The sequence below is a fragment of the Flavobacterium sp. LK-23 genome, from assembly GCF_058135255.1.
This window is the reverse complement of record NZ_JBYUVT010000022.1, coordinates 1-26,588: the sequence shown is the minus strand read 5'-3', so window position 1 is coordinate 26,588 and position 26,588 is coordinate 1. Positions and strand designations below refer to the sequence as shown.

28 protein-coding genes are annotated in these 26,588 nt (G+C 33.3%); 17 read left to right on the top strand and 11 right to left on the bottom strand.

Annotation, left to right across the window (positions count from 1 at the left end; translation table 11 throughout):
* Positions 1-5: 5 nt before the first annotated feature.
* From AC3Y25_RS21610 to AC3Y25_RS21595, 4 genes are all read right to left on the bottom strand, one after another.
* Positions 6-1,421, bottom strand: coding sequence for a sensor histidine kinase (locus AC3Y25_RS21610; RefSeq protein WP_095930222.1), 1,416 nt, complete (start codon positions 1,419-1,421; stop codon positions 6-8).
* A 215-nt stretch (positions 1,422-1,636) separates the two neighbouring features.
* Entirely contained in the window at positions 1,637-2,185 is a 549-nt protein-coding gene (locus tag AC3Y25_RS21605; RefSeq protein ID WP_095930221.1) for a CopD family protein, read from the bottom strand.
* An 84-nt stretch (positions 2,186-2,269) separates the two neighbouring features.
* Positions 2,270-3,283, bottom strand: a complete 1,014-nt coding sequence (gene hemH, locus AC3Y25_RS21600) for a ferrochelatase (protein WP_489904176.1) — start codon at positions 3,281-3,283, stop codon at positions 2,270-2,272.
* A 216-nt stretch (positions 3,284-3,499) separates the two neighbouring features.
* Positions 3,500-4,375 (bottom strand): helix-turn-helix domain-containing protein, encoded by an 876-nt coding sequence (locus tag AC3Y25_RS21595; RefSeq protein ID WP_095930219.1) that lies wholly within the window; start codon positions 4,373-4,375, stop codon positions 3,500-3,502.
* 227 nt (positions 4,376-4,602) lie between these two features.
* Between AC3Y25_RS21595 and hemA the strand changes: the two genes are divergently transcribed.
* The 11 genes from hemA (at position 4,603) to AC3Y25_RS21540 (ending at position 13,902) form a co-directional block, all read left to right on the top strand.
* Complete coding sequence (hemA, locus tag AC3Y25_RS21590) at positions 4,603-5,853, top strand: glutamyl-tRNA reductase (protein WP_489904175.1); 1,251 nt, start codon at positions 4,603-4,605, stop codon at positions 5,851-5,853.
* Between the two features lie 182 nt (positions 5,854-6,035).
* Entirely contained in the window at positions 6,036-6,440 is a 405-nt protein-coding gene (locus AC3Y25_RS21585) for a GxxExxY protein (RefSeq protein ID WP_489904174.1), read from the top strand.
* Positions 6,441-6,534: 94 nt separating this feature from the next.
* The gene (gene hemC, locus AC3Y25_RS21580; protein WP_427875629.1) at positions 6,535-7,458 is read left to right on the top strand and encodes a hydroxymethylbilane synthase; all 924 of its coding nucleotides are present in this window, start codon (positions 6,535-6,537) and stop codon (positions 7,456-7,458) included.
* Entirely contained in the window at positions 7,458-8,123 is a 666-nt protein-coding gene (locus tag AC3Y25_RS21575; RefSeq protein WP_489904173.1) for a uroporphyrinogen-III synthase, read from the top strand. The genes hemC and AC3Y25_RS21575 overlap by 1 nt, the downstream gene beginning before the upstream one ends.
* 97 nt (positions 8,124-8,220) lie before the next feature.
* Complete coding sequence (gene hemE, locus AC3Y25_RS21570) at positions 8,221-9,246, top strand: uroporphyrinogen decarboxylase (protein ID WP_111377708.1); 1,026 nt, start codon at positions 8,221-8,223, stop codon at positions 9,244-9,246.
* A 68-nt stretch (positions 9,247-9,314) separates the two neighbouring features.
* Positions 9,315-9,692 carry a hypothetical protein gene (locus AC3Y25_RS21565; RefSeq protein WP_489904172.1) on the top strand — a complete coding sequence of 126 codons (378 nt, stop codon included), beginning with the start codon at positions 9,315-9,317 and terminating at the stop codon, positions 9,690-9,692.
* On the top strand, positions 9,689-10,114 hold the full coding sequence (locus AC3Y25_RS21560; protein WP_250834706.1) for a hypothetical protein: 426 nt from the start codon (positions 9,689-9,691) through the stop codon (positions 10,112-10,114). Before AC3Y25_RS21565 ends, AC3Y25_RS21560 begins: the two co-directional genes overlap by 4 nt.
* Positions 10,115-10,117: 3 nt before the next feature.
* Positions 10,118-11,020: an oxygen-dependent coproporphyrinogen oxidase gene (gene hemF / locus AC3Y25_RS21555; RefSeq protein ID WP_489904171.1), complete on the top strand. Its 903-nt coding sequence runs from the start codon at positions 10,118-10,120 to the stop codon at positions 11,018-11,020.
* 421 nt (positions 11,021-11,441) lie between these two features.
* The gene (tnpA, locus tag AC3Y25_RS21550) at positions 11,442-11,900 is read left to right on the top strand and encodes an IS200/IS605 family transposase (protein ID WP_489904170.1); all 459 of its coding nucleotides are present in this window, start codon (positions 11,442-11,444) and stop codon (positions 11,898-11,900) included.
* 88 nt (positions 11,901-11,988) lie between these two features.
* Positions 11,989-12,924, top strand: coding sequence for a DUF4421 family protein (locus AC3Y25_RS21545; RefSeq protein ID WP_489904169.1), 936 nt, complete (start codon positions 11,989-11,991; stop codon positions 12,922-12,924).
* 90 nt (positions 12,925-13,014) lie between these two features.
* Complete coding sequence (locus AC3Y25_RS21540) at positions 13,015-13,902, top strand: fructose bisphosphate aldolase (protein WP_489904214.1); 888 nt, start codon at positions 13,015-13,017, stop codon at positions 13,900-13,902.
* A 47-nt stretch (positions 13,903-13,949) separates the two neighbouring features.
* Here AC3Y25_RS21540 and AC3Y25_RS21535 read toward each other — a convergent pair whose 3' ends face one another.
* The 6 genes from AC3Y25_RS21535 to AC3Y25_RS21510 form a co-directional block, all read right to left on the bottom strand.
* The gene (locus AC3Y25_RS21535; protein WP_489904168.1) at positions 13,950-15,782 is read right to left on the bottom strand and encodes a hypothetical protein; all 1,833 of its coding nucleotides are present in this window, start codon (positions 15,780-15,782) and stop codon (positions 13,950-13,952) included.
* A gap of 4 nt (positions 15,783-15,786) precedes the next feature.
* Positions 15,787-16,419, bottom strand: coding sequence for a hypothetical protein (locus tag AC3Y25_RS21530; RefSeq protein WP_489904167.1), 633 nt, complete (start codon positions 16,417-16,419; stop codon positions 15,787-15,789).
* Positions 16,420-16,508: 89 nt separating this feature from the next.
* Positions 16,509-17,036, bottom strand: coding sequence for a hypothetical protein (locus tag AC3Y25_RS21525; protein WP_489904166.1), 528 nt, complete (start codon positions 17,034-17,036; stop codon positions 16,509-16,511).
* 140 nt (positions 17,037-17,176) lie between these two features.
* Positions 17,177-17,479, bottom strand: a complete 303-nt coding sequence (locus AC3Y25_RS21520) for a hypothetical protein (RefSeq protein ID WP_489904165.1) — start codon at positions 17,477-17,479, stop codon at positions 17,177-17,179.
* Positions 17,480-17,585: 106 nt separating this feature from the next.
* A complete protein-coding gene (locus AC3Y25_RS21515) occupies positions 17,586-18,248 on the bottom strand; it encodes a hypothetical protein (protein ID WP_489904164.1) in 663 nt (220 codons plus the stop codon).
* A 131-nt stretch (positions 18,249-18,379) separates the two neighbouring features.
* The gene (locus AC3Y25_RS21510; RefSeq protein ID WP_489904163.1) at positions 18,380-18,967 is read right to left on the bottom strand and encodes a hypothetical protein; all 588 of its coding nucleotides are present in this window, start codon (positions 18,965-18,967) and stop codon (positions 18,380-18,382) included.
* Between the two features lie 296 nt (positions 18,968-19,263).
* On the opposite strand from AC3Y25_RS21510, the gene hemB reads away from it, so the two are divergent.
* Positions 19,264-20,259 carry a porphobilinogen synthase gene (gene hemB / locus AC3Y25_RS21505; RefSeq protein ID WP_489904162.1) on the top strand — a complete coding sequence of 332 codons (996 nt, stop codon included), beginning with the start codon at positions 19,264-19,266 and terminating at the stop codon, positions 20,257-20,259.
* A gap of 1 nt (position 20,260) precedes the next feature.
* Complete coding sequence (locus tag AC3Y25_RS21500) at positions 20,261-20,659, top strand: c-type cytochrome (protein WP_489904161.1); 399 nt, start codon at positions 20,261-20,263, stop codon at positions 20,657-20,659.
* Between the two features lie 275 nt (positions 20,660-20,934).
* Here the strand turns inward: AC3Y25_RS21500 and AC3Y25_RS21495 are convergent, their stop codons facing one another.
* A complete protein-coding gene (locus tag AC3Y25_RS21495) occupies positions 20,935-22,992 on the bottom strand; it encodes a M13 family metallopeptidase (RefSeq protein WP_489904160.1) in 2,058 nt (685 codons plus the stop codon).
* A 226-nt stretch (positions 22,993-23,218) separates the two neighbouring features.
* On the opposite strand from AC3Y25_RS21495, the gene AC3Y25_RS21490 reads away from it, so the two are divergent.
* From AC3Y25_RS21490 to AC3Y25_RS21475, 4 genes are all read left to right on the top strand, one after another.
* Positions 23,219-23,884 carry an SCO family protein gene (locus AC3Y25_RS21490; protein ID WP_489904159.1) on the top strand — a complete coding sequence of 222 codons (666 nt, stop codon included), beginning with the start codon at positions 23,219-23,221 and terminating at the stop codon, positions 23,882-23,884.
* Positions 23,885-23,987: 103 nt separating this feature from the next.
* Positions 23,988-24,227 (top strand): FeoA family protein, encoded by a 240-nt coding sequence (locus tag AC3Y25_RS21485; RefSeq protein WP_008465698.1) that lies wholly within the window; start codon positions 23,988-23,990, stop codon positions 24,225-24,227.
* Positions 24,227-26,326 carry a ferrous iron transport protein B gene (feoB, locus tag AC3Y25_RS21480; RefSeq protein ID WP_489904158.1) on the top strand — a complete coding sequence of 700 codons (2,100 nt, stop codon included), beginning with the start codon at positions 24,227-24,229 and terminating at the stop codon, positions 26,324-26,326. Before AC3Y25_RS21485 ends, feoB begins: the two co-directional genes overlap by 1 nt.
* 6 nt (positions 26,327-26,332) lie before the next feature.
* Positions 26,333-26,458 carry a FeoB-associated Cys-rich membrane protein gene (locus AC3Y25_RS21475; protein ID WP_379795125.1) on the top strand — a complete coding sequence of 42 codons (126 nt, stop codon included), beginning with the start codon at positions 26,333-26,335 and terminating at the stop codon, positions 26,456-26,458.
* Positions 26,459-26,588 lie beyond the last annotated feature (130 nt).

Here is a 26,588-nt window from a genome sequence, read left to right as displayed (position 1 = left end):
ATATTTTATGAGTTGGTGATAGGGAGAGAAACCGTAAATGTTGTTCCTTTTCCGTAAGTTGACTCAAAGGTAATTGTTCCTTTGTAATTTTCGATAATGTTTTTGATAATTCCGAGTCCAAGTCCCATACCGCTGGTTTTGGTAGTAAATTTTGGTTCGAAAATTCTTCCGATATCTTGTTTCTGAATACCGATTCCGTTGTCTTTTACAGCAATTTCAACATCGTTATTTCGCCTTTTTACGGAAACTACTATCGATTTCTGGAATTGACTTTCTGGAATAGCCTGAGTAGCATTTTTAACTAAGTTGGTAATTACACGAATCAATTGCGTACGATCCATTTTGGAAATGATTTCTTCTTCTTCTTTTTCAAAAGAAATATAATCTTCGTTGAAGATATCCAAAGCCAATTCGACAACCTCAACTACATTCAGCGTTTCATTTTGCTGTGCTGGCATCGAAGCAAAGTTCGAAAATGCCGAAGCCACCGCCGTCATGGTATCTATCTGCTGAATTAAAGTTTCGGAGTAATCATTCATTTTCTGCTTCACATCTGGAGCAGCAGGATCAAATTTTCTTTGGAAACTTTGAACCGTCAAACGCATCGGCGTAAGCGGATTTTTAATTTCGTGCGCGACCTGTTTCGCCATTTCACGCCAAGCTTCTTCACGTTCGCTTTGTGCTAGTTTGATAGCACTGGTTTCCAATTTGTCCACCATTCCGTTGTAAGCTCTAATCAAGAAATTAACTTCTTTACTGTTGGCTTCTAGAACAATTTTTTCGTTCTTCTGATCCAGATTAGTCTCTTCTAGTCTCTCAGAAATCGTTTTTAGTGATTTCGTGATATACGTTGAAAGGAAATACGCCAGTGCAAAAGCAACAATCAGCATAAAAGAATACACCTGGCTCAGACGAATTAGGAAAGTATTCAATTCGTTATCATAATAACCATCGTCTTCTAAATAAGGAAGATTCAGGATTCCGAGCGGTTTGAATTTTTCGTCTTTAATTAAACTGTATGAAGAGCGGTTTTTGACTCCATCGATAGTTTTAATATCCACAAAACGTTTTTCGATGGAAGAACGAACCAGTTTAAGAATGTATTCTGGAATTGGAGGTGCAATTTTATCTACAGCAAAAGATTCTTTAGATGACTTTAAAAGTTTTCCATCCAAACTGTAAATGTTGATTTCAATTTTATGAATCTGCGCTAACTCGTGGATTTTATCTTTAAAAATTAAATCTAAATTCTGAGTTTTTAGCGGATAAGTTGTAGTTGCCAGAACATAATTAATGTGCTCTTTTACCGCATTTTCTTTTCGTTCTAAACGTTCCTGATGGTATTCTTTGGCCTCAGTTTTAAATTGAATAATTGAAATTGAAGCCAGTAAAAAAGATGCCACAACAATCAATACAATCATCGACAGGAAAATCCTGGTACGAAGGGATAGCATTGTCATTTTGAAGTTGTTCAGCATTTGTTTAGTTTTTTCGCCACCAATTTCACGAATTTACACGAATTAATTTTTATGTTTTTTGCCACAGATTAAAAGGATTATGAGGATTAAAAAAAATCATTTAAATCCTTTTAATCTGTGGCAAAAAAAGAATTAGTGAAATTTGCGACAAACTCTTTTTATTTTTTTTCTCGTATACGTTTGTAAAATCGAAATCCCAGCATAATTAAAACCGAGAATAAAATGATTCCGATTACGCCGAAAATCCAGTTGATGGCACTTTTTAAAACTACTAAAAAGACAACCGCAAATAGAATAATGGTTGCACCTTCATTCCATAAACGCATAAAATTATTGGTATATTTTACCTCATCGTTTTGCAGCTGTTTAAAAATCTGATGACATTTTCCGTGATATAAATATAAAAGAAAAACGAAACATAATTTTACGTGCATCCATGGCATTTTGATCCAAACGCTTCCTGCATCTGTAAAAAACAACATCCAAAAAGCAAAAATACTCGCCAAAACCGCCGATGGCCATGTAATAATATACCACAAACGGTAGGCCATTATTTTGTATTGCGCCTGTAAAATCTCTTTTTCTGGCGAAGGTTTTTCATTGGCTTCAATTTGATAAACAAACAAACGCACAATATAAAACAAACCCGCAAACCAAGTGATCACAAAAATGAGGTGCAGTGATTTTAAGTAATTATAGTATTCCATTATTTTCGGTTTAAAGTTTCAGGTTTAAAGTTTCAAGTTATCAACTTTGAGAAAAACTTGAAACCTGAAACTTGAAACTAAATATTATTTCGCCCAATCATTAATCCAGTTAGAAACCGTCTTACACCATTCGTCGTCGTCATTCAAACAAGGAATTGCTAAGAACTCTTCTCCTCCATTTGCTTCAAAATCTTCTTTGGCGCGCATGGCGATTTCTTCTAAAGTCTCTAAACAATCTGAAACGAAAGCTGGTGTAACAACTGCCAATTTCTTGATTCCTTTTGCTGGCATGTTATCAATTTCAACATCGGTATAAGGTTCCAACCATTTATCTCCCGCTAAACGTGATTGAAATGTCAGACTGTATTTATCTTCAGGAAGCCCTAATAATTTTACAACTTGTTTCGTTGTTTCGTAACATTGGTGACGATAACAAAACTCGTGCGCTGGAGATGGCGTGTTGCAACAAGAACCGTCAATTTTACAATGCGATTTAGTTACATCCGTTTTGCGAATATGACGCTCTGGAATTCCGTGGTAAGAAAACAATAAATGATCGTAATCAAAACCAACTAAATGTTTCTGGATTGAATCGGCTAAATTCTTGATATAATCCGGTTTGTTGTAAAATGCCGGAACATCTGTAAACTTCATGTGTGGGAATTTCTTCTTACGAATTTCTTCTGCTTTCACTAAAATAGTCAAAGTAGAAGCCATCGCATATTGCGGATATAATGGAAAAAGCATTACATCTGTAACTCCTTTATCGCTCAATTCTTGAAGTCCTTTTTCAATAGTCATGCTTCCATATCGCATTGCTAAAGAAACTGGAACATTTACTAAAGGCTGTACTTTTTTCTGCATTCTTTCTGAAAGAACAACTAACGGTGAACCTTCTTCCCACCAGATTTTTGCGTAAGCGTGCGCAGATTCTTCTGGTCTTTTTCTTAAAATAATACCTCGAACTAATAATGCTCTCAATAAATACGGAACGTCAATCACGTATTTATCCATTAAAAATTCATCTAAATATGGTTTTACATCTTTTGGAGTTGGACTTTCTGGAGATCCAAGATTTACTAATAATACGCCTTTCATTATTATTTTTTTGCATTAGGCTTTAAGCATTAGGCTTTAAGCTTTTATTTGTTTTTAAAAATTTCGTCAAAAGTAGAACTTGCTACTTTTTGGAAATATGATAATTATTACTTTTTAATTATGTCTTTATTTATAAAATTGATTTCACTCGCAAATTCGGGAAATTTAGCAGCTATTTTTTTTGTACCAATTCGTGAATTCGTGGCGAAAAAAAAATTAAACATTCGCATTAATCGACATTAAATACTTCTTTGGAGTCGTGGCAAACTTTTTCTTAAATGCCGCAATAAAGTGACTTCCTGTACTGTAACCTATTTTCAAACCTACTTCGTTTACATTATAAGATCCGCTGTCTAAAAGTTTTCGGGCGAAATCCATTTTGTAATCAAAAAGGAAACCGTATACCGTGTCACCGTAAATTTGTTTGAAACCCATTTTAAGTTTCTTCAAATTCAAACCAATTTCATCGGCCAATTCTTGTAATCCCGGCGGTTCGGCCATATTAGCGATAATAATTTCTTTAGCTTTTCTGATTTTCAGAACGTTGTCTTCATCAATTAAAAACGGACATTGTTCTGCATTTGGATCTTCAGTTCTATTAAAATACAAACTCAATAATTCATATCCTTTTCCTTTATAATAAAGGTTTTTTATAGACGGATGTAGATTATAATGAAACAACTGACTCAAAACAATCGCCATTGACGGACTGATATTTCCTTCGTTATAATACTTTTTATCCTTATTGTCTGGACTTAGAAAAGTAATATAATCGGCTTCAGCAGAAAATAACGCGTGAAATTTTTTAATCGATACAATTACCGAAATCGCCCAAGAGTTTGGAGCCAATTCTAAATTTAGCGGTAATTCTTTCTGCGGATTGTATAAAAGCAATGATTTTTCTTCTTTCAATTCTAAAGCATAATTGCCTTGATTGAACAAGAATTTTGCATTTCCTTTTATCCCGAAGTGAAACTGTATCAGGCCAGTACCTATTATTTCATGCTGTGCATAAAATGGCTCCAGACCGTCATTTTGAAAACGGATCAGCGTAAAGTCGTCTTCAATTTTTATAATTTCTTGAGAACCCATAGCGATATTTTTTTGAAACAAAAATCGAAACAAACTCAAAATGTTATTTAGAACGACTCTAAACTAATCACTTCAAAGGAGTTGATTTTGCTACAAAAGTAGTCCTTTTTACTCAAAAACACCTATTTAGGTTCAAAAAAACATACAGCGACATAAAAAGTACTTTTAGCGTTATTTTTATCGATGGTATAGTAATAATTTTGTTGCACTTTTATGAAAGTGAATTTATGGAAAACAATAACGTACCGAAACACCTTTATTTTTACTCAGTTGGTCTGAGTTATAAAAAAGCTGATGCTGAGGTTAGAGGTCAATTTAGTTTGGATGCCGTTGCGAAAACGCGATTGCTGGAACAGGCTAAAAACGATGGAATAGAAAGTTTACTGGTTACTTCAACTTGCAACAGAACCGAAATCTACGGTTTTGCCGAACACCCATTTCAATTAATAAAACTTATCTGCGACAACAGCAACGGTTCTGTTGATGCTTTTCAAAAAGTTGGTTTCGTTTACAAAAATCAGGAAGCAATTAATCATATGTTTCGCGTAGGAACTGGTTTAGACAGTCAGATCTTAGGCGATTTTGAAATTATATCTCAAATAAAAACCAGTTTTACACATTCAAAATCAATGGGATTAGCCAATGCTTTTATGGAAAGATTGGTCAATGCGGTAATTCAGGCAAGCAAAAGAATTAAAACGGAAACAGAAATTAGTTCTGGTGCTACTTCGGTTTCTTTTGCATCTGTACAATATATTTTGAAGAATGTTGAAGATATCAGCAACAAAAACATTTTACTTTTTGGAACTGGAAAAATCGGGAGAAATACGTGTGAGAATTTAGTAAAACATACTAAAAACGAACACATTACTTTAATCAACCGTACTAAAGATAAAGCAGAAAAATTAGCAGGAAAATTAAATCTAATTGTTAAAGATTACTCTGAATTACACTTAGAACTTCAAAAAGCCGATGTTGTCGTTGTGGCAACAGGCGCGCAAAACCCAACAGTTGACAAAGCGATTTTGAATCTTAAAAAACCTTTGTTGATTCTGGATTTGTCGATTCCGAAAAACGTGAATGAAAACGTAGAAGAATTAGAATGTGTAACTTTAATCCACATGGATTATCTGTCTCAATTGACAGATGAAACTCTAGAAAACAGAAAATTACACATTCCAGCAGCTGAAGCCATCATCGAAGAAATCAAAGAAGAATTTGTTACTTGGATGAAAGGCAGAAAATTTGCTCCAACAATCAATGCTTTAAAAGAGAAATTAAACGCTATCAAAGCTTCGGAACTAGATTTTCAAAGCAAAAAAATTGCCGATTTTAATGAGGCGCAAGCTGAAATCATCAGTAACAGAATCATTCAAAAAATCACTACACATTTCGCAAATCATTTAAAAGACGACGATACCATGGTTGATGAAAGCATCGAATGGATCGAAAAAGTCTTCAAAATAAAAGCATCTTAGTTTTTAATTTAAACCATTAAGATATTAAGAAAGTTAAGATTTGAGCAGTAATACTTAATAAATATTAAACCATTAAGATATTAAGGAAATTAAGTCCAAGCTTTGTCAAGAGAATTAAGCCAAACTATTCTTGAACACAAAGCTTAATTAACTTAATATCTTAATGGTAAATAATAAGTTCTATGACAAAAAAAGAGGTAACGCAATTGGCTTATGAAATTACAGGTTTTGCTATAAAAGTGCACAAAGCTTTAGGACCTGGACTTTTAGAAAGTATATATGAAAAGTGCCTTAAATATGAATTAGAACGAAACGGATACGATGTAAAACAACAATTAGTTGTTAAAATTGATTATTATGATCTTGAATTTGAATCAGATTTAAGAATTGATTTACTTGTAAATGATTGTGTAGTTGTGGAATTAAAAGCTATAGAAAATTTATTGCCCATTCACGAAGCCCAATTATTAACTTATATGAAATTATTAGAAAGACCTCAAGGGTTACTGATAAATTTCAACACGACAAACATAACAAAATCAATGAAACCTCTTGTAAATGATCATTTTGCAAGATTAATAGATTAAATTTAACCATTAAGATATTAAGAAAGTTAAGCTTAATTTTCTTGACAAAGATTGACTTAATTCTCTTAATGCCTTAATGGTAAAATAAAAAAACATGGCTGAAAAAACAATCAGAATTGGAACGCGTGACAGCGAATTAGCACTTTGGCAAGCACATACTGTCGAGAAAAAACTAAACGACTTAGGTTATAAAACCTCGATTGTTGCGGTTAAATCTCAAGGCGACATTATTCTGGATAAACCTCTTTACGAATTAGGGATTACAGGAATTTTTACCAAAACGCTTGACATTGCTATGATCAATGGCGATGTTGACATTGCTGTACACTCTATGAAAGATGTTCCAACGGCTTTACCAAAAGGTATCGTTCAAGGTGCTGTTTTGCCAAGAGCGAATGTTCTGGACATTTTAGTTCATAAAGGAAATCCTGATTTTACAAATCCAAGCACCATTGCAACAGGAAGTTTGCGTCGCCAAGCCCAATGGTTCAATAAATACCCAAATCATACGGTTGTTGATTTACGAGGAAATGTGAATACCCGTATGCAGAAATTGCAAGACAATGATTGGGACGGAGCTGTTTTTGCAGCTGCAGGTTTAGAGCGCATTAACTTAAAACCTGAAAATTACATCAACTTAGATTGGATGATTCCTGCTCCAGCACAAGGCGCAATGCTTGTCGTGGGAATGGAAAATGACAATTATACATTAGATGCCCTTTCGCAGTTAAATGATATCGAAACTGAAATTTGCACCTATATCGAACGCCAGTTTTTGAGAACGCTTGAGGGCGGATGTACTGCCCCAATTGGTGCTCTAGTAACTTATAATGAAGATGAAGATACTTTGCATTTTCAAGGTGTTTTACTTTCTATTGACGGAAAACAAAAACTAGAAATCAACAAAACGGTTGATATTTCAGAATGGAAAAAATTAGGTTTTAATTCTGCTCAGGAAATTTTGAATAATGGCGGAACGGAATTAATGAAACAGATTAAAGAATCTCTGAAAAAATAATGGCAAATCCAATTCAGATACTATCCACTAAAATATTATCCCCTCTTCATAAACAAGAGCTGATGAAATATGGCGTAGAATTAATAGAAGCCGATTTCATTAAAACCGAAAACAAACCCTTCGAATTAAAAGACCTCAACGAAAGCCTGATTTTTACAAGTCAGAATGCTGTTCATAGTGTTTTATCAGACCCAAAATCCGAAGAACTAAAAAAGAAAAACGTGTACTGCGTGGGTCTTAAGACCAAAACGCTTTTAAGCGATAATGGTTTTAATGTAGTGGCTTATACCGGTTATGCATCAGATTTAGCCGAAATTATTACTCTGATTTATGCGAATGAGAGCTACACTTTTTTTAGCGGAAATCTTAGAAGAGACACTTTGCCTGAAGCTTTCAAAGAAAACGGAATTAAATTCAATGAAATTCAGGTTTACGAAACCACACTTCAGCCACAGAAAATAAAAGCAAATCCTGAAGCGATTTTGTTTTTTAGTCCGTCTGGAGTCAAAAGTTATCTGAAACATAATACCATCAATAAACAAATCTGCTTTTGCATTGGTGATACTACCGCAGAAGCTTTATCAAAAATCACAAAAAACATCATCATTGCAGATCAGCCCACAATTGAAGATGTGATTGAAGATGTAATTCACGAATACAAATAAATTAAAGCAATAAGCTTTAGGCAGTAAGCCGTAAGCAAAAAAATCATAGTTAAAAACAAGCTTAAAGCCTAAAGCTTAAAGCCTAAAGCAAGAAAAAATGTTAAAAAACGACCTATTTTTAAGAGCATTAAAAGGAGAAACTGTGCAACGTCCGCCAGTATGGATGATGCGTCAGGCAGGAAGATATTTACCTGAATTTAGAGAACTTCGTGATAAATATGATTTTTTTACGCGTTGTGAAACTCCAGAATTAGCTGCTGAAATTACAGTTCAACCTATCCGAAGAATCGCTCCAGATGCAGCTATTTTATTTTCGGATATTTTAGTGGTTCCACGTGCTATGGGAATTCATGTAGAATTAAAAGACAATTTGGGACCAATAATTCCAAATCCGATTCGTTCTTTGGCAGATGTGCATAAAGTTTACGTTCCAGATGTAAATGAGACTTTAGGCTACGTTTTTGACGCTGTGAAATTGACTAAGGAAATGTTGAATGATGAAGTTCCGTTAATTGGTTTTGCTGGTTCTCCTTGGACAATTTTCTGTTATGCTGTTGAAGGAAAAGGTTCTAAAAGTTTCGATACTGCAAAAGGATTCTGTTTCTCCAACCCAGCTGCAGCACACACTTTATTGCAAAAAATTACCGATACCACTATTTTATACTTAAAAGAAAAAGTAAAATCGGGAGTAAATGCTGTTCAGATTTTTGATTCTTGGGGAGGAATGCTTTCTCCGGTTGACTATCAGGAATTTTCTTGGAAATACATTAACCAGATTGTTGACGCTTTAGCAGATATTACACCAGTTATTGTTTTCGGAAAAGGATGCTGGTTTGCTCTTGGTGAAATGGGTAAAAGTAAAGCTTCTGCATTAGGAGTTGACTGGACTTGTTCGGCTAGAAATGCTCGTTATTTGTCTGGCGGAAATATTACTTTACAAGGGAATTTTGATCCGTCAAGATTACTTTCTCCAATTCCGACTATCAAGAAAATGGTTCATGAAATGATCGATGAGTTCGGAAAAGATAAATATATCGTAAATTTAGGTCACGGAATTTTACCAAATATACCTGTAGATCATGCCAAAGCGTTTATTGACGCGGTTAAGGAATACGGGAATTAAGTGTTCAGTTTTCAGTCGCAGTTTTCAGATTTTACTGCGACTGAAAACTGCGACTGAAAACTAGAAAAATGCTAAACAAAGGTTTAAGAGACGAAGAAAAAATCAGAATTGACAATGTTCTAAAGACATTGCGAACACTCATTTTTGTGCCTTATCCTTTGAGTCATTTACAAAAATCAGATATCGAAAATCATTTAAAAGAGTTTGGACTAAATATCCAAACATTAATCGATTACTCCAACGAAGAATTAATTACCTTATTAGCCCGTCTTCATTTTGATTGGGATCAATTAGAACAATTTGCTGATATTTTAATAGAATTCTCAAAAGAAGAAAACCATAATTTTACAGCTAAAGCTTTGGCAGTTTATCAATATATTCAGCAGGAAAGCAAGGTTTTTTCTTTTGGGATAAACAATAAAATCGCTTTGTTAAAATTTAAATGAGTTATTTAGAAAAAATTTTAAACGATATTGCTGATTTTAATTTTGAAAAATTGAATCCATTATATCAAGGTTTTTTTGTAATGGTATTTTTTGCGGTATTTGCTAGTACTTGTTCTTATTTTTCAAATGAAGCCAAAATTAGTAAAGACGCATATAAAGAAATGTTTCATAAAAATTTTTCTGGGATAATTGTGAAAAAATTTTTAGATAAACATAACCATATGTCTCAAAAATTTATTCTAAAAGATTCGACTCCAATATATGTTTATCCTGTTCTTTGGGAAAAAGCTGAAATAGGAGATTCGCTATTTAAAAAAGTAAATTCAAGATTTGTAAAAATCTTTAAAAAAGACACTACAATAGTAATTGATATGAATGTTGCATTCAAGTATCACGATACTATACCAGAAAATGAAAATTAAGACATGAAAGACCAATTTTACAACTACATACAACAATTACAAGACCAAATCTGTGCAGGATTAGAAGCTGTTGACGGAACGACAAAATTCCGTGAAGACTTATGGAAACGTCCTGAAGGCGGCGGAGGAAGAACGCGCGTTATAGAAAACGGTGCTGTTTTTGAAAAAGGCGGTGTCAACATTTCTGCTGTTCATGGAAAACTTCCTGAAACCATGCAAAAAATGTTTGGCGTTGGCGAAGCCGATTTCTTTGCCTGCGGATTAAGCTTAGTTATTCACCCGAAAAACCCAATGGTTCCTACCGTGCACGCCAATTGGCGATATTTCGAAATGTATGACGAAAACGGAAATGTAATCGAACAATGGTTTGGTGGCGGACAGGATTTAACGCCTTATTATTTGTTTGAAGAAGATGCAAAACATTTTCATCAAACGTGTAAAACCGCTTGCGATAAACATAATCCAGAGTTTTATCCGAAATATAAAAAACAGTGCGATTCGTATTTCTGGAATGCACACCGTAATGAAGCCCGCGGACTTGGCGGTTTGTTCTTTGATTATTGCAAAGCAAATGAAGCAATGTCAATGGAAAACTGGTACGATTTTGTAACCGAAGTTGGAAATAGTTTCCTGGAAGCTTATGTACCAATTGTAGAAAGAAGAAAGAATTTAGAATATACTCCAGAAAACAGAAACTGGCAGGAAATCCGTCGCGGTCGCTATGTGGAGTTTAATCTAGTACACGATAAAGGAACTTTATTCGGATTAAAAACCAACGGAAGAATTGAAAGTATTTTAATGAGTTTGCCTCCGCATGTTCAATGGGTTTACGATCATCATCCAGAAGCGGGAAGCGTAGAGGAGAAATTGATCAATATATTACAGAATCCTATTGAGTGGGTTTAAATTTTTTTTTAAAATTATTTGCTATAAATATTCAGCTTCTCTGAAGCTGTTTTTTTAATCTAAAATGGCTTCGGAGAAGCCAAATATTTATAGAACAATTGACCTAACTCTAAATAAAGCTCCAGAGGGGCGACATAAAGGAAACCATATACAACAAATAAACCATCTAAAAATATCTTTGTCGCTCCGCTGGAGCTTTTGAAACTTATCTATAATTTTTTTGCTATAAATATTCAGCTTCTCCGAAGCTGTTTTTTTTAATCTAAAATGGCTTCGGAGAAGCCAAATATTTATAGAACAATTGACCTAACTCTGCATAAAGCCCCAGAGGGGCGACATATTTGCCTAATACAAAAAAAGAAATACTTATCTTACAAATTAAATTTATTAATTAGTTTTACGTTTAATAATTTTAATTAAAATGGCAAACACCTATTCTCAATTGTACGTTCAAATTGTTTTTGCTGTTAAAGGAAGACAAAACTTAATTTCCAAAAAATGGAAAGATGAAATTTATAAATACATTACGGGAATTATTACCAATCAGAAACAAAAACTAATTGCAATAAACGGAATGCCAGATCATATTCATATCTTAGTTGGAATAAAACCAAATGTTTCGATATCAGATTTGGTAAGAGATATTAAAACAAGTTCATCCAAATTCATAAATGAGCAAAAATGGATAAACGGAAAATTTGAATGGCAAACAGGTTTTGGTGCTTTTTCATACGGACATTCACAATTGATACCTGTTATAAAGTACATTAAAAATCAAGAAGAACATCATAAAACTAAAACGTTTAAAGAAGAATATATCACGTTTCTAAAATTATTCAATATTGATTTTAAAAATGAATATATTTTTGAGGACGTTTAATTTTATGTCGCTCCTCTGGAGCTTAAAATCTGTTTGATTATTATTACTATAAATATTTTGCTTCTCCGAAGCATTTCTTAAATACCACATGATCTTGAAACTGATTTACATCACATTTTTTATCAGCTTTTTTGGATGTTTTGCCCAAAACGATTCCCTGCACAATTCGTATTTTAAATCTTATAACGATAAAATCACTGCCAGCGTTTATTATTTAGACACTTCCAATAGTTTTCAAATTGCTTCAGGTCAGGATTCGCAAACGTATGTGAATCTAATTCCGAATCGAAGAGAACAGATTGGTTTTACTTTAAATTATAAAATCGTTGATATTACAATTGGTTTTGCTCCCAAATTCTTAAGTCAGAACAAGGGTGATTCTCATTCCAAAAACTTTAATTTCAACACCCGTTTTTACTATAAAAAATGGATGCAGTCTTTTACTTTTATAAACCAAAAGGGATTTTACATTAGTGATGACAATATCATTGCACAGTTGCCAAACATGCGAACAACAAAAATTGGCGGATCGACAGCTTACATTTTTAATGATAAATTCTCTTTTAAAACATTGGTTAGCCAAAACGAATGGCAAACCAAAAGCTCTGGAAGTTTTATCCCTTCATTTTCTTTTTATTATACCAATCTCGATTTAAATACTCCGGATTCGTCACCTGGGGATCTTTATGTATTCACTTTGGCTCCCGCCTATTTTTATAATTTCGTAATCAGTGATCGCGTTTTAATTGGCGCAGGACTTGCTTTGGGTGGTGGGTTAAATGTTATTGATAAAGAAACCTCAGCTTTATACCAAGCCGATTTCAATTTAAAACTGGCCTACAACAAAGACCGTTTCTTTGGTTTTGCCAGTCTCAATACCGTAAGTTTTGCGCAAGATGATAAAGTTGATCCAAGATTGAATGACAATATTGCTACGGTAAAACTTTCTGTTGGTTACCGATTTGATCCTCCAAAAAAAGTAAAAGAAGTCTACGACAATGTCAATAAAAAAATAGGTTTGTAAGAAATCTTAACCCGAAATAAGCATACAGCCCAATTAAAATGCTTAAATTACAGAGATTTATAAAAACTAAAATTCATTGTTATGAAAGGTATAAACAGCGAACAGTTAAATCTCATGCATTCTGGAAAAGGTTTTATTGCAGCATTAGATCAAAGTGGCGGCAGTACACCTAAGGCATTATCGCAATATGGCGTTGAAGAGAGTCAATACACAAATGATGAAGAAATGTACACTCTTGTACATGAAATGAGAACTAGAATTATTAAAAGTCCCGTTTTTGACAGCCAATATATTTTGGGTGCCATTTTGTTTGAAAACACGATGGATCGAAAGATTGACGGACAATGGACAGCAGATTACCTTTGGGAGAAAAAACATATTATTCCGTTTCTAAAAGTAGACAAAGGTCTTGCCGATCTTTCCAATGGCGTTCAGTTAATGAAAACGATTTCTAATTTAAACGAATTGCTTGATCGCGCTGTAGAGCGAAAGATTTTTGGAACCAAGATGCGCTCTGTTATAAAAGAAGCAAATCCAAAAGGAATTCAGGAAGCGGTGAAACAGCAATTTGAAGTTGGTCTGCAGATATTTAAGAAAGGACTTGTCCCGATAATTGAACCTGAAGTTGATATTTACAGTACTGACAAAGAAAAATCAGAACAGATTTTGAAAGATGAAATTCAAAAACACCTGAATTCTTTAGACCAAGACGTGAAAGTTATGCTGAAACTTTCTATCCCCACTATAAATAATTTTTACGGCGATTTAATGACTGATCCTCATGTGGTTCGTGTTGTAGCGCTTTCTGGCGGATATTCTCGAGAAGATGCCAATCAGAAACTAGCAGAAAATCATGGATTGATTGCGAGTTTTTCAAGAGCTTTATCAGAAGGGCTTAGCGCTGGGCAATCTGACGCTGAATTTAATTCGCAACTAGGAAATTCAATTAAAGAGATTTACGAAGCTTCCATTCAATAAAATCATAAAAAAAATCCCTGAAGAATTTCAGGGATTTTGTTTTTCAATTATTTAGAAGTCATTTCTGCGGCCATGTCTAAAGTCTGTAAAATGATATTTTTATCAGACTTGAAAGAGTTCAGTTTAAAAACAAATTTCAATTTATTATCAATTAACTTTTTAGGCGATTCTATAGCAATATCCGAAAACTGAGAAGAAATTTTAGTCATTCGATCCAATTCAGAGTCTTTTGCGTTTTTACCAAATGTTTTAACTGTTTGCGCAATATTCAGTTTTCCAGAAATATAGTTCTTGCTCAAATCTTTCTTGGTATCTTTTGTAAAAGATCCGTTTCCTGCGCCAAAATACTCTTTTGTATTGGCAACAATCACCACGTCTTTATCCTTCAGAATAAATATATTATCATATTCCTGAGTTCCAGCAATCGTGTAGATATTTCCATTTTGAACCAATACTTTTTTGCGAACACCCAATTGCAATAATTTATCTCCAAATGTTGGATGCGTAGAAGTAAAAATTACAGAAAACAACGGAATCTCTTTTTTCACTTTCTCCTCCGTTATTTTTTCTTCATAATTCTCATCATAGCCATACTTTTTGGTCATTACCTCAACTTCTTTCACATCATATAAAAACGCGCTTAAATCGCCATCAAAAAGCTTTGCTGTAGCTTCTTCATCTACAATGGTCGAAATTAAATCTGTAATAAGTGTAATATCTTCTTTGGCGAATTTCGGATTTTGAAATAATTCGGTCATTAATGAAGGAAAGTTTTCTAACGCCGCTTTTGTATTGGCATGATACGAAATATAACCCAAAGGTTTCTGAGCAGGGAAATAATTAAAGATATTTTTATTGATTTTTCTATTGCTTATTTTACTCACAACATTCGCAATCTCTGGAGAATATTCTACCTCTTCTTCGATTCGTGCATTATCATTATCAAAATAAAAATCCAAATTGATACCTTTTATAAAATTCCCAAAATTATTCTGCATTGGCAAATATTTATCGTAACCGCCAAATAACGAAAGCGGATAATTATACATGGAATACAAACTAGACATCATTCCGCCATAATTTACCCAAGAAGAAATATCAGCAGCAACATTTATTTTTGGAGAAATCGGAGCCGTAAATCCGTTTTCGAATAACGCTTTTATGATTTCTCGCTGTTTTTCAGCTAATTTTTTATCAAATTCTGCTTGTTCAACAGTGTATTCTTCATACGGATTTCCATCGTACAAAGAATCATTCTCTACCGGTTCTTCAAATACTATTGGATCGGTACTTTTTGCTGGAGGTACAGGAATTGTTGGTGGATAAACTGGTTCTTCAATCACAGCAGTCTCTTCATAAGGTTCAGATATTGCTACAGAATCTGTTGCTACAGCAGTTTCTGCAACATCATAAAATTTAGAAGGAAGTCGTTTTGTCAATTCAATAACAACCAAATAATTGTCGTTCCAAACAAACGATCTTTTTACTCCACTTGGTGTATAAACTTCGTATTTTCCAAAATCTTCAATTGAATTGTTCGTTCCGTTTGCTCCCTGCTTTTCGATTAAATATTTTCTAACCGCTTCTTTGCTTTTTACCGGAATCGTAACTTGGTAAAACGGAACAGAATCTAAGAAGTTCCCGTGAATGGTAATTTTTTCATTCAATTTAATAATATCAGCATATTTACGAAGATCAAAATCAGGTTTTTTACTGATGTATTTGGTTAAAATTGGATGATTTAAAACCTGATCGACGCTGACTTTTTTAGAAAGCTGACTTCCGTTAAACTGTACAAAATAATCGTATTTTTCGGGAACGGTCTGTCCAAAAGAGAAATACGTGGCGAATAGAAAAATGAGTGTGTAAAAATGCTTCATGAAATCAAGGCGTTAATTGGATGGTATTATTCATTAATGTAGATTTTTTTAAAACGCTGTACATACTTTGTTTTAAAAAAACCGTCTTTTTGTTTGCCGAAATTTTACTGTTCGGATTGTTTGTTGACATAATATCTTTATCAAAACTATAAATAGCGATAATGCTAGCGTCTTCAAGATCTTTCTTTTTCTTGGGATCATTTACGACTTTCTCTGGAACTGGATAAGAAGCAATTCTTTCGAAATTTTTGCCGCTTCCGCTAAAGTGAATCTGATCGCGCTGATTGTTTATTGTATTTACAACGGCGTTTAATGCTTTTAGATTGGCGTAGTTCAGTTTGATGATAAAGACATAATTATCAAAATCTGTTTTGGTGCTTACGTTGGAAATTCCATTAATCTTTAAAGCTTTTTCTTTAAAATCACTGAGTTTTGCGGTAATTTCCTGTTCACTCGGAATTTTTACGCCATCGACTTCTTCCAACCAAATAGCAGATTTGGTTTTAAACCATGATCGCGAAAAGTCGATGATAAGAGTGTATTCACCACTTTGATCGTCGTGATGTTTGATTCTTTCTGTAATCTCAAAACAACTCGTTAAGAGCAAACAGCAAAATAAAGCGAGAATTTTCTTCATTAGACAAATTTAGATGGAATATTCTGAAAAACCATGATATGTCTAAATTCTTAGTTCGCTAGTTTCGCTAGCACAGATTTGCAATTAATTTAAAGAATTTGTGTAGGACCAATTTGGAGAGAATAATTAAACCACATTTTTTTGCCTTTTACAAATTCCTTTTTATAATATGTCTGTTTTGAATAAATTCTATTATTTCCAGGTTCTACTCCTAATCCATAAGTATTATCTTCTTTTAATAATTTTTGAAGTTGATTGAAGAACTTTTTTATATTAACATCTGGTTTTCTTGCTACAATTCTCATTTTAATTTGTTCAACATCCACATCAAAACATCTTCCTCCTGTTGTCTCAATAATATGAATGCAATTTTCGTCCGAATAAAAACTATCTTGTTGTAAATTAAATTCTTTACTTGAGAATATTAAAAAATAATTTTGAATACAGTCCGTTTTAATATCATCTATATTTTCTATTAGTTTTAATTCTTCATTAAGATTAATATATTCAATAGAGTAAATAAAAATTTGATGAAACTTTATCAAATCCAAAAAATCTCTGCAGAAGTTTTTTAAATTATTAAATACTGCTATATAATTTGCCATAATTACTTCCATTAATTTAGTTTGTTCTTAATCATTCTTCAACAAAAACGGTCGTTAGCGCGGATTTGCAATCCGTGCCCGTAACAGTTGGACACAATACTAATTCTCAAAGCAAAAAATCAATCTTTGAGGGCACGGATTGCAAATCCGCGCTATCGGGTAATAAAGACATAATTGTCAAAATCTGTTTTGGTGCTTACGTTGGAAATTCCGTTAATCTTTAAAGCTTTTTCTTTAAAATCACTGAGTTTCGCGATAATTTCCTGTTCATTCGGAATTTTTACGCCATCGACTTCTTCCAACCAAATAGCCGATTTGGTTTTAAACCATGATCGCGAAAAGTCGATGATAAGAGTATATTCACCACTTTGATCGTCGTGATGTTTAATTCTTTCTGTAATCTCAAAACAACTCGTTAAGAGCAAACAGCAAAATAAAGCGAGAATTTTCTTCATTAGACAAATTTAGATGGAATATTCTGAAAAACCCATGATATGTCTAAATTCTTAGTTCGATAGCGCGGATTTGAGAAATTAAACAACAAAACTTTTTAATTTATCCCTAAATAAATATTTTTCTAATCGGTTCAATTATTTCTATTTCAGCATCTGTAACTTTTCTAAAGTCCTTTGAAAATCTTTCCTTTGAATCATCTTCATTCAAAGTCCTATATTTTTCAGTAAGAGGAAATAGTACATCATAAATCCATTGTTCTCTCTTACATAAAAAAGCCATAATTACACCTGTAATAAATGGTTCATGAAATCCTAATAGTAAACTTGAATTATCGAAATTATCTAGTATGAAATCATAGTCAATTGTCAACCCCTTGGCAATTGGAAAATAGTAATTGCTTATTATTTCTGAAACAATATTGATTTGTTCAACGGCATCATCTGTTTCATTAAACCACAGCTTCTCTACACATTCATCAGGATATAAAATGGAGCTTCCTAAAAAAATTACAGGGAATTTTACAGAAGAAACTATTTGAGCCTTATTTTTTATATTGAATATTTCGTTATTATTTACAACTAAAGACAAATGCAAACTATACATATCTTTGAATCCATGACTTGGAACGTCTGGCATTAATCTAAATTCTAGACCATCTTTAACTTTATAGTCACTTATTCCGCTTTTTTGACTTACAATTGTACTCCAATGTGGTTGATTCAATTTTAACCATTTATTCAGCTCTTTTGTAAAATCTTTTTTCTTCATGATTTAAACTATTTTTTTCGCTAGCCCCGATTTGCAATCCGTGCCCGCAACAGTGAGATTCAACCTAATGCCCAAAACAAAAAAATAATATTTGTAGTCACGGATTTCAAATCTGCGCTATCTGCTAATTATTAATTAGAATCATCAACAAATCCATCAACTTTGAAATTTAATTCATCAATATTGATATTAGAAATATCAGGCAAAATTTCAACTTTCTTAGTTAAAAATTCAAAGCCGCAATCTCGATTTCCTCTATCTGGATTTGTTTTATCTCTAAAACCTAAAATTTTTATTGAATACAAACCTGGGTCTATCTTAAAATCATCATCAACTCCCAATCTAATTTCTTTAGAAGGAAAATTTAAATAATATTCGGCATCCCAATCCATTATAGAATAAATATCACTAACAATAATAGAATTTCCTTTAACTTGTAATGGAAATTCTATTTCAGTTAAATATAATTTCCAGTTTTCATCAACACTTGATACAATTTCAGTATTCAAAATAATTTTATAGTCCCATTCTGTAATTGTATAAATAGGCAATATAACACCATACTTTATAGCCTTATTGCCAATTTCTGGAAACTTGATAAAATGTTCAAATAAATTTTTTTCATGAATTTCATTTTCAACTACAAATTCATTTACCACAATAGGATCAAAAAGTACTATTCCTCCTAGATTTAAAGATATTTCTGTTTTTTGTATCATATTCTTTTAGTTTTCATCTAAAATCAATTAAAATAAGATTTTTCCTAATTTTACAAATCTACTTCAAATAAAAACATCAAACCAAATTTTTAGATAATATTAACTCATTCTACAGCAAGCTAAACGCCTTATTTTGTTCCTTTTTCTTTAACTTTGCGCCACTCATTAAAAATTGAGATAAACTTCAAAAAAAATAAAAACAACTGCAGTTTTAGAAATAGATTCTCAGTCTGAGTTTCAGAGAAATCAACTAAAAATCTAAAATCTAAAATCTAAAATCTAAAATCTAAAATTATATGTTCCCATTACAAAGAGGCAGAAGATTAAGAGTAAATGAATCCATTCGTTCTTTAGTTCGTGAAACCAGTTTAAGTCCATCGGATTTTATGTTTCCAATGTTTATTGCTGAAGGCGAAAATGTAAAGGTCGAAATTCCTTCAATGCCCGGAATTTTCAGAAGATCTATAGATTTAACAGTTGAAGAAGTAAAAGAACTTTATGATTTAGGAATTCGCGCCGTAAATATTTATGTAAAAGTTAGCGAAAATCTTAAAGACAATACTGGAAAAGAAGCTTGGAATTCTAACGGATTAATGCAGCAAGCTATTCGAGCTATAAAAGCAGCTTGTCCAGAAATGATCGTTATGCCAGATGTGGCATTAGACCCATATTCTATCTACGGACATGACGGAATTATAAAAAATGGCGATGTAGAAAACGACAGCACAGTTGATGCTTTAGTAAAAATGGCCGTTTCTCACGCAGAAGCTGGTGCCGATTTTGTAGCGCCAAGCGACATGATGGACGGACGTGTTTTACGCCTTCGCGAAGGTTTGGATGCGGCCGGATTTCAGAATGTTGGAATCATGAGTTATTCTGCTAAATATGCTTCGGCTTTTTACGGGCCTTTCAGAGACGCTTTAGATTCGGCTCCAAAAGAAGCTGATGTTGTGGTTCCTAAAGACAAAAAAACATACCAAATGGATTATGCAAACCGTATAGAAGCGATTAAAGAAGCGTTGTCTGACGTTGAAGAAGGTGCCGATATGGTTATGGTAAAACCAGGAATTGCGTATTTGGATATTGTTCGCGAAATTAAAAACACGGTGCATGTTCCTGTAACCGTTTATCAAGTTTCTGGAGAATATGCAATGGTTAAAGCGGCATCTGAAAGAGGTTGGCTAGATCATGACAAGATTATGATGGAACAATTAATGTGCATTAAACGTTCGGGTGCTAATCTTATTTCGACTTATTTTGCTAAAGAAGCAGCAATACTTTTAAATAAATAAGATGAAAAAGGTTTTATTCTTAGCTGCTGTTTTAGCCTTTGCTTCTTGTAAAAAAGAAAATGCTGAATCAACAAATACAGTAACAGAATCGGTTTCTGAAGGTGAATCGGCGAAAGCCAAAACACCAGAGGAATTAGGAAAACAACTTTTTGAAAGCACTGGAAATTGCTTTGCCTGTCATCAGCCAGATCAAAAAGTAATTGGCCCAAGCATTAAAGAAATTGCCAAAATCTATAAAGACAAAAACGGCAATATCGTTACTTTCTTAAAAGGAAATGCAGAACCAATTGTTGACCCAAGTCAGTTTGAGGTTATGAAAACTAATTTTGCTATTACTCAAGCCATGTCTGACGAAGAATTAAAAGCAATTGAAGCATATATCTACAGTCATTTAAAATAATCACAGATCAGATTATGTTCCGTAGGAACATTTCATCGGTAGTAGAAAAATTATGTTATTAGCCATTTACGTTCCGTAGGAACGTTTAATGTGCTAGATGATTAAAATTTATATCAAAATCAAACGTTCCTACGGAACGTAAAAAATGGTGCGCCAATATTTTTTTTCTACCGATGAAATGTTCCTACGGAACATCGTTTGATTATCTAAAAATAGTAAAGCAAAAAAAGGAGGTTCCGAATATCGGAACCTCCTTTTTTTATCATTAAAATATATTACCAGATTTTAACTCGTTTTTCTGGTTCAACATACATTTTATCACCTTTCTTGATATCGAAAGCTTTGTAGAAAGCATCAACATTCTGAATTGGAACGTAAGCTCTGTACATTCCTGGAGAGTGCGGATCTGTTTTCACTTGATTTTTGATTGCTTCGTCTCTAGTTTTTGTTCTCCAAACCGTAGCCCAAGAAATAAAGAAACGCTGTTCTGGAGTAAATCCGTCGATTAAACCTGGATTTCCATGAGCTTTCAAATACAATTGCAAACCATCATAAGCCGCGTTGATTCCGCCTAAGTCACCAATGTTTTCACCTAAAGTAAAATGACCATCTACATGAATTCCTGGCAACGGCTCAAGAGCGCTGTACTGATTCGCTAAATCTGTTCCAAGAGCAGTAAATTGTTTCAAATCATCTTCTGTCCACCAGTCAACCAAATTTCCTTCTGCATTGTAACGTGCACCAGAATCATCAAATCCGTGAGAAATCTCGTGACCAATTACAGCACCAATTCCACCATAATTAACTGCTTCGTCAGCTTGATAATTGTAGAAAGGCGGCTGTAGGATTGCAGCTGGGAATACAATTTCGTTATAAGATGGATTGTAGTAAGCATTTACCGTTTGAGGCGACATGTGCCATTCTGTTTTATCAACTGGTTTAGACAATTTATCGATGCTTTTCTTAAATCTCCATAACGCCAGATTTTTAGAATTCTCAAAATAGCTTCCTCCTTCTGCAATACTTTTAATTTCCAAAGCCGAATAATCTTTCCATTTATCAGGGTATCCAACTTTAATCGTTATTTTGTTCAGCTTTTCGATTGCTTTTGCCTTAGTGTCTTTAGACATCCAAGTTAAATTGTTAATACGGTTTTGGTAAGCCGTAATAACATTGTGAATCATATCAAGAGCTTTTGTTTTAGCCTCAGCTGGAAAAACCTTCTCTACATAAAGTTTTCCAAGAGCTTCACCAACATTTCCGTTAACAACATTCAATGCTCTTTCTTCAGCCGGAAGCTGTTTAATTGCACCTCTTAATGTTTTGCTGTAAAAATCAAAATTAGCTTGATCAATTGCTGTTGTCAGTTTACCTGCAGCACTGTTAATCAAATCCCATTTTAGATATTCTTTCCATTGTGCTACTTTATTTTCTTTGAAAACGGTTTCTAAAGCAGTCATATATTTAGGCTCAGAAACAATTACAGACTGTAAATTAGTAATTCCTAAACCAGCAAAATATTCGTTCCATTTGATAGCTGGAGTTAATTTTTGAAGTTCAGCAATTGTCATTGGGTTGTATTGCAAACGGCTATCTCTTCTTTCAACTCTGTTTAATCTTGGCTTTGACAATTCTGTTTCAAGAGCTAAAACCTCAGCAGCACTTTGTTTTGCTTTTTCTGGAGATTCTCCAATAAACTGAAGCATTCTCGCAACATGCAATTCATATTTTACACGTTTTTCTTTTGAATCTTTGTCATCAGAAGTGTAATAATCTTTATCCGAAAGTCCTAATTGGCTTGGGCTTAGATTTACCGAATTTTTAGAACTGTCTTTATCATCAGCTCCAATGTAAATTCCGAAAAATCCAGCATTTCCTTCTTTTTCCATTTCAACCAAATATTTCTGAACATCGGCAATGTTTTTAATTGCATCAATTTTTTTCAGATAGGGTTTTAATGGCTCGATTCCTTTTTTATTTCTTCCAATAGAATCTAAGTAAGTATTATACAGATTCACCGCTTTTCCTTGATCTGTATTTGATTTGTACTTTGGATTCTTTGAAGCCTCCTGCAAAACTGCCATAACATCTTTGTCAGTTTTCTTAATCAGTTCATTAAAACTTCCCCATGTCGTACGATCACTCGGGATTTCTGTTTTTTCTAGCCAAGTACCGTTTACATATTTGAAAAAATCCTGACTTGGGCTAATATTCGTATTCATGTACGAAACATTAATACCTGGTTCCTTTGGAGCATTTTGAGCTTGGGCTGCGGTAATTGCAAACATTGCAGATATCACACCAAACACAGATTTAGCAAATTGTTTTTTCATAAAAAATTATAGTTTAAGGGAAAATACAAACATATTGTTATTATTTCAAAAATTATGTTAAAATTCTAACTGTACAGTCAAAAAGACGGATAAATTTCACAAATAGAACTTAAACATTGAGGTATATGTCTACAGATACTGGTAAAAGTTACAAAAGGCTGTTAAAAAAATAATCCAGTAAAGTTTTTAGAATCTGCTTTTTGTATTTTTGCGCCAAATTATTTTTATGAAATCGCTTTTATATAAATACCGCAAATTCTTCATTGTTTTAATAGTATTTTCGGTTGTTACGATATCCTTGTTTTACTCGGCTTTAAAACCTAAAAAAACGCTTCCGATTTACAATCCAGCCGATGTAAATCCTGAATTGGTAGATAGTACAGTTCAATATAAAAGCAAATATCACACTATTGCCGATTTTTCTTTTATCAATCAAAATGGTGATACCATTACCCAAAAAAATTACGAAGGGAAAATTTATGTTGCCGATTTCTTCTTTACCACTTGCGGATCGATCTGCCCAAAAATGTCAACCAATCTTGTTGAGGTTCAAAAAGCAGTTTTAAACAATCCGAAAGTAATGTTGCTTTCTCACACCGTTTTTCCAGAAGTTGACAGTGTTTCTGTTTTAAAAGCTTATGCCATTAAATATGGAGTTGTCGACAGCAAATGGAATTTGGTTACTGGAGATAAAAAAGAAATTTACACTATGGCCAGAAAATCGTACTTGGCTGTTAAATTAGGAAGACCAGATCAGCTTTATGATATGGTACATACAGAGAATTTTGTTTTGGTCGATAAAAAAAGACGAGTTAGAGGTTTTTATGACGGAACAAACAAAGAAGATGTAAAACGTCTTTTGGAAGACATCGAATTTCTTTCTCAAGAGTAAAATCCCTTATTTTTAGAAACATTTAGCATTTGTCGAAGTGTTAAATGCCTTGAAATAAAGAATAATTGCCTACTTTTGCAATCTAAATTCAATCTAAATAAGCTTGCAAAATACAATACACACTCTGAAAAAAGGCGAAAAAGCCATTATCAAAGATTTTGATATCGATCTTATTCCACTTAAATTATTAGAAATGGGTTGTCTGCCTGGCAGTTTAGTTGAATTGCTTCAGGTTGCTCCTTTTGGCGATCCATTATATTTAGATATTAATGGTTCTCATGTTGCCATTCGAATTGAAACAGCTCGTGAAATTGAAGTTGAACTTATCAAAACCAATTTGTAATGAGTGTTCAGAATATAAATGTTGCCCTTATCGGAAATCCCAATACCGGAAAAACCTCTGTCTTCAATCAATTAACAGGTCTGAACCAACAAGTTGGAAATTATCCTGGAATCACGGTTGAGAAGAAAATAGGATTTTGCAAATTACCTAACAACGTAAAAGCTAATATTCTAGATTTACCTGGAACGTATAGTTTGAATGCGAGTTCGATGGATGAAAGTGTCGTAATCGAGCTTTTGCTAAACAAAAATGATAAATTATATCCAGACGTTGCAGTAGTTGTAACAGATGTCGAAAATCTAAAAAGAAATTTACTAATCTACACCCAGATAAAAGATCTTGAAATTCCGACGATTTTGGTTATCAATATGTCAGATCGTATGGAGCGTAAAGGAATTTCTTTAGATATTCCGTATTTAGAAAAAAAACTAAAAACAAAAATTGCTTTAGTAAGTTCCCGCAAAGGTTTAGGAATTGAAGAATTAAAAGAACTGATTGTTTCTTATAAAACACTTCCACACGAACCTTGTTTGAATGCTTCTGTAATTGATCCTGAATATTTTGAAAAATTACAAAAAGCATTTCCAAACCAATTGATGTATAAATTGTGGCTGGTCATTACGCAAGATGTCAATTTCTTAAATTTAGACCGTAATGAAATCCGAAGCACTTTTACGAAATCACATTCAGAATTAAAGCGTCTACAACAGAAAGAAACTATCAAAAGATATCAATTTATCAATGATGTTTTAAAAGAAGGTTTAAAGATTGATGCTTCGATGGCAAAAGATATTCGAGCAAAATTGGATCGCGTTTTAACGCACAAAGTTTGGGGTTACTTTATTTTCTTTGCCATTTTATTCTTGATTTTCCAATCGATTTTTAGCTGGTCAACTATTCCAATGGATTTCATTGACAGCACCTTTGCTTCTTTAAGCAGCTGGGTTGCAGCAGAACTGCCAAGTGGTATTTTGACCGATTTACTTTCGCAAGGAATTATTCCTGGAATTGGCGGAGTCATTATTTTTATTCCGCAGATTGCTTTCTTGTTTTTATTCATTTCGATTTTAGAAGAAAGCGGTTATATGAGTCGTGTCGTATTCTTAATGGACAAAATCATGCGCCGATTTGGACTTTCAGGAAAAAGTGTCGTGCCTTTAATTTCTGGAACTGCCTGTGCAATTCCCGCGATTATGGCAACTCGAAATATCGAAAACTGGAAAGAACGCCTTATTACAATCTTAGTAACGCCATTCACGACTTGTTCAGCAAGATTACCTGTTTATGCGATTATTATCTCATTGGTTATTCCGAGTAAAAGAGTTTTTGGAGTGCTAAATCTTCAAGGATTAACACTTATGTCACTTTATGTTTTAGGATTCTTTATGGCCATTTTATCGGCTTACATTTTGAATAAGGTTTTAAAATTAGACTCAAAAACATATTTTGTTGTTGAAATGCCAAGTTACAAAATGCCACTTCCAAAAAATGTTGGAATCAATGTAGTAGAAAAAACAAAAGCTTTTGTTGTTGGTGCAGGTAAAATTATCTTGGCGATCTCTGTTATTCTTTGGTTTTTGGCTTCTTACGGACCTGGAAAAGAATTCAACGAAGCCGAAACTATCGTAAAAGAAAGATTTGCCAATACGACTTTAGACGAAACTCAGTTTGAAAATGAAGTTAATTCTCAAAAATTAGAGAATTCCTATATTGGATTAATGGGACGCGCGATCGAACCAGTAATTCAGCCTTTGGGTTACGATTGGAAAATCGGAATTGCTTTAATCAGTTCTTTTGCTGCCCGCGAAGTTTTCGTTGGAACACTGGCAACCATTTACAGTGTTGGAGATACCGATAACGAATCGACTATAAAAAGCAAAATGCAGGCAGAAGTTTGGCCAGATACCGGAAAAAAAATATTTGATTTTGCTACCGGAATTTCTTTATTGCTATTTTATGCTTTTGCTATGCAATGCGCCAGTACATTGGCGATTACCAAAAAAGAAACCAATTCATGGAAATGGCCTGCAATGCAACTGTTTTTAATGAGTGGTCTCGCTTATTTTACCGCATTAATTGCGTATCAACTTTTAAAATAAAAAGTCATGTTTCAGGAAATAATAGCCTTTGCCATATTAGGAATTGCCGTTGCTTTTTTGATTAAAAAGTTCTTCTTTAAATCCAAAAAGAAAAAAGACTGCGGTAATGGAACCGATTGTGGATGTTCTTAAAAAGGGACAAAAGAGCAAAGGTTAATAGATAAAAAGTAAAAAAAAGCTGTTCATTTTGAACATGCCCCAAAAAGTTAGACACTATTTGGGGCATTTTTTATGGAAAGAAAAACAAAGTATGACTATGCAT

Bases quoted from the DNA above. Each gene is read 5' to 3' on its own strand.
- AC3Y25_RS21610 (WP_095930222.1), bottom strand. From the start codon at position 1,421: ATGATTGTATTGATTGTTGTGGCATCTTTTTTACTGGCTTCAATTTCA.
- AC3Y25_RS21605 (WP_095930221.1), bottom strand. From the start codon at position 2,185: ATGGAATACTATAATTACTTAAAATCACTGCACCTCATTTTTGTGATC.
- hemH (WP_489904176.1), bottom strand. From the start codon at position 3,283: ATGAAAGGCGTATTATTAGTAAATCTTGGATCTCCAGAAAGTCCAACT.
- AC3Y25_RS21595 (WP_095930219.1), bottom strand. From the start codon at position 4,375: ATGGGTTCTCAAGAAATTATAAAAATTGAAGACGACTTTACGCTGATC.
- hemA (WP_489904175.1), top strand. From the start codon at position 4,603: ATGGAAAACAATAACGTACCGAAACACCTTTATTTTTACTCAGTTGGT.
- AC3Y25_RS21585 (WP_489904174.1), top strand. From the start codon at position 6,036: ATGACAAAAAAAGAGGTAACGCAATTGGCTTATGAAATTACAGGTTTT.
- hemC (WP_427875629.1), top strand. From the start codon at position 6,535: ATGGCTGAAAAAACAATCAGAATTGGAACGCGTGACAGCGAATTAGCA.
- AC3Y25_RS21575 (WP_489904173.1), top strand. From the start codon at position 7,458: ATGGCAAATCCAATTCAGATACTATCCACTAAAATATTATCCCCTCTT.
- hemE (WP_111377708.1), top strand. From the start codon at position 8,221: ATGTTAAAAAACGACCTATTTTTAAGAGCATTAAAAGGAGAAACTGTG.
- AC3Y25_RS21565 (WP_489904172.1), top strand. From the start codon at position 9,315: ATGCTAAACAAAGGTTTAAGAGACGAAGAAAAAATCAGAATTGACAAT.
- AC3Y25_RS21560 (WP_250834706.1), top strand. From the start codon at position 9,689: ATGAGTTATTTAGAAAAAATTTTAAACGATATTGCTGATTTTAATTTT.
- hemF (WP_489904171.1), top strand. From the start codon at position 10,118: ATGAAAGACCAATTTTACAACTACATACAACAATTACAAGACCAAATC.
- tnpA (WP_489904170.1), top strand. From the start codon at position 11,442: ATGGCAAACACCTATTCTCAATTGTACGTTCAAATTGTTTTTGCTGTT.
- AC3Y25_RS21545 (WP_489904169.1), top strand. From the start codon at position 11,989: ATGATCTTGAAACTGATTTACATCACATTTTTTATCAGCTTTTTTGGA.
- AC3Y25_RS21535 (WP_489904168.1), bottom strand. From the start codon at position 15,782: ATGAAGCATTTTTACACACTCATTTTTCTATTCGCCACGTATTTCTCT.
- AC3Y25_RS21530 (WP_489904167.1), bottom strand. From the start codon at position 16,419: ATGAAGAAAATTCTCGCTTTATTTTGCTGTTTGCTCTTAACGAGTTGT.
- AC3Y25_RS21525 (WP_489904166.1), bottom strand. From the start codon at position 17,036: ATGGAAGTAATTATGGCAAATTATATAGCAGTATTTAATAATTTAAAA.
- AC3Y25_RS21520 (WP_489904165.1), bottom strand. From the start codon at position 17,479: ATGAAGAAAATTCTCGCTTTATTTTGCTGTTTGCTCTTAACGAGTTGT.
- AC3Y25_RS21515 (WP_489904164.1), bottom strand. From the start codon at position 18,248: ATGAAGAAAAAAGATTTTACAAAAGAGCTGAATAAATGGTTAAAATTG.
- AC3Y25_RS21510 (WP_489904163.1), bottom strand. From the start codon at position 18,967: ATGATACAAAAAACAGAAATATCTTTAAATCTAGGAGGAATAGTACTT.
- hemB (WP_489904162.1), top strand. From the start codon at position 19,264: ATGTTCCCATTACAAAGAGGCAGAAGATTAAGAGTAAATGAATCCATT.
- AC3Y25_RS21500 (WP_489904161.1), top strand. From the start codon at position 20,261: ATGAAAAAGGTTTTATTCTTAGCTGCTGTTTTAGCCTTTGCTTCTTGT.
- AC3Y25_RS21495 (WP_489904160.1), bottom strand. From the start codon at position 22,992: ATGAAAAAACAATTTGCTAAATCTGTGTTTGGTGTGATATCTGCAATG.
- AC3Y25_RS21490 (WP_489904159.1), top strand. From the start codon at position 23,219: ATGAAATCGCTTTTATATAAATACCGCAAATTCTTCATTGTTTTAATA.
- feoB (WP_489904158.1), top strand. From the start codon at position 24,227: ATGAGTGTTCAGAATATAAATGTTGCCCTTATCGGAAATCCCAATACC.
- AC3Y25_RS21475 (WP_379795125.1), top strand. From the start codon at position 26,333: ATGTTTCAGGAAATAATAGCCTTTGCCATATTAGGAATTGCCGTTGCT.